The organism is Kitasatospora sp. A2-31, from assembly GCF_022288725.1.
Taxonomy (GTDB): domain Bacteria; phylum Actinomycetota; class Actinomycetes; order Streptomycetales; family Streptomycetaceae; genus Kitasatospora.
Window position 1 is genome coordinate 1 of the sequence record NZ_JAKNTA010000136.1, and the last position, 1,696, is coordinate 1,696.

The following is a 1,696-nucleotide window of genomic DNA, read 5'->3' on the forward strand; positions in this document are numbered from 1 at the left end:
AACCGCCGGTCCAGGGCGGCACCAGGATCCCGGACTTCGTGATGCTCGCGGAGGCGATGGGCTGCGTCGGCCTGCGCTGCGAGCGCCCCGAGGACCTCGACGCGGTCATCAAGCAGGCGATGGAGATCGAGGACCGCCCGGTGGTCATCGACTTCATCGTCCACCAGGACGCCATGGTCTGGCCGATGGTCGCGGCCGGCACCAGCAACGACGAGATCCAGTTCGCCAAGGGCGTCCGGCCCGACTTCGGCGACGACACCGACTGACGGCCCGCCCTTCCCCAGCCTCTGGCCGGGGGCACCCCCAGGCCCGCCGCCACCCCGCTCACGACCGGCTCGCCGGACCCCCTAGCGACCGAGGAAACAGAGACACATGTCCAAGCACACCCTCTCCGTCCTGGTCGAGAACAAGCCCGGCGTGCTCGCCCGCATCGCCTCGCTGTTCTCCCGTCGGGGCTTCAACATCGACTCCCTCGCCGTCGGCCCGACGGAGCATCCGGACGTGTCCCGGATGACCATCGTGGTCAACGTCGAGGACCTTCCGCTGGAACAGGTCACGAAGCAGCTCAACAAGCTCGTCAACGTGATAAAGATCGTCGAGCTCGACCAGGCCGCTGCGATCCAGCGGGAACTGGTCCTGGTGAAGGTCCGCGCCGACAACGAGACCCGGTCGCAGATCGTCGAGATCGTCCAGCTGTTCCGCGCCAAGACGGTCGACGTGTCCCCGGACGCGGTGACCATCGAGGCCACCGGCAGCTCGGACAAGCTGGAGGCGATGCTCCGGATGCTGGAGCCGTACGGCATCAAGGAGCTGGTCCAGTCCGGCCTGGTCGCCATCGGGCGCGGCGCCCGGTCGATCACCGACCGCTCGCTGCGCGCCCTCGACCGCAGCGCGTGACCCGGGGACGGCGCGCCCACCACCGGCGTGACCAGCGCCGACGCGCGCCGTCTCACCCCCTGAAGCACTGCCCCACACCCCCGCCGGGTCCACGTACCGTAGGAAACGCAGTACCCGGCAAGACCATCACGCAAGGAGATGTGCCCCCGTGGCCGAGCTGTTCTACGAAGACGACGCCGACCTGTCCATCATCCAGGGCCGCAAGGTCGCGGTCATCGGCTACGGCAGCCAGGGCCACGCCCACGCGCTGTCCCTGCGCGACTCCGGTGCGGACGTCCGGGTCGGCCTGAAGCCGGAGTCGAAGTCCCGCCAGAAGGCCGAGGAGGCCGGTCTGCGCGTGGTCACCCCCGCCGAGGCCGCGGCCGAGGCCGACGTCATCATGATCCTGGTCCCGGACCCGATCCAGGCCGACGTCTACGCCCAGGACATCGCGCCGCACCTGAAGGCCGGCGACGCCCTGTTCTTCGGCCACGGCCTGAACATCCGCTACGGCTTCATCAAGCCGCCGGCCGACGTCGACGTCTGCATGGTCGCCCCGAAGGGCCCGGGCCACCTGGTCCGCCGCCAGTACGAGGAGGGCCGCGGCGTCCCCGCGATCGTCGCCGTCGAGCAGGACGCCACCGGCAACGCCTTCGCCCTGGCGCTCTCCTACGCCAAGGGCCTGGGCGCCACCAAGGCCGGCGTCATCAAGACCACCTTCACCGAGGAGACCGAGACCGACCTGTTCGGTGAGCAGGCCGTCCTCTGCGGTGGCACCGCAGCCCTGGTGAAGGCCGGGTTCGAGACCCTGGTCGAGGCC

General features: G+C 69.9%; 3 protein-coding genes. All 3 read left to right on the forward strand.

Features of this window, described 5'->3' with window-relative positions; genetic code table 11:
• A partial coding sequence (locus MCM47_RS44470) for a thiamine pyrophosphate-dependent enzyme (protein WP_238951720.1) occupies positions 1–266 on the forward strand: 266 nt, incomplete at its 5' end.
• A gap of 106 nt (positions 267–372) precedes the next feature.
• Positions 373–897, forward strand: coding sequence for an acetolactate synthase small subunit (ilvN, locus tag MCM47_RS44475; RefSeq protein ID WP_238951331.1), 525 nt, complete (start codon positions 373–375; stop codon positions 895–897).
• Between the two features lie 148 nt (positions 898–1,045).
• On the forward strand, positions 1,046–1,696 hold a 651-nt coding region (gene ilvC, locus MCM47_RS44480; protein WP_238951783.1), incomplete at its 3' end, for a ketol-acid reductoisomerase.

What these genes read in the sequence shown, in the direction of transcription:
- ilvN (WP_238951331.1), top strand. Translation starts at nt 373, where the DNA reads ATGTCCAAGCACACCCTCTCCGTCCTGGTCGAGAACAAGCCCGGCGTG.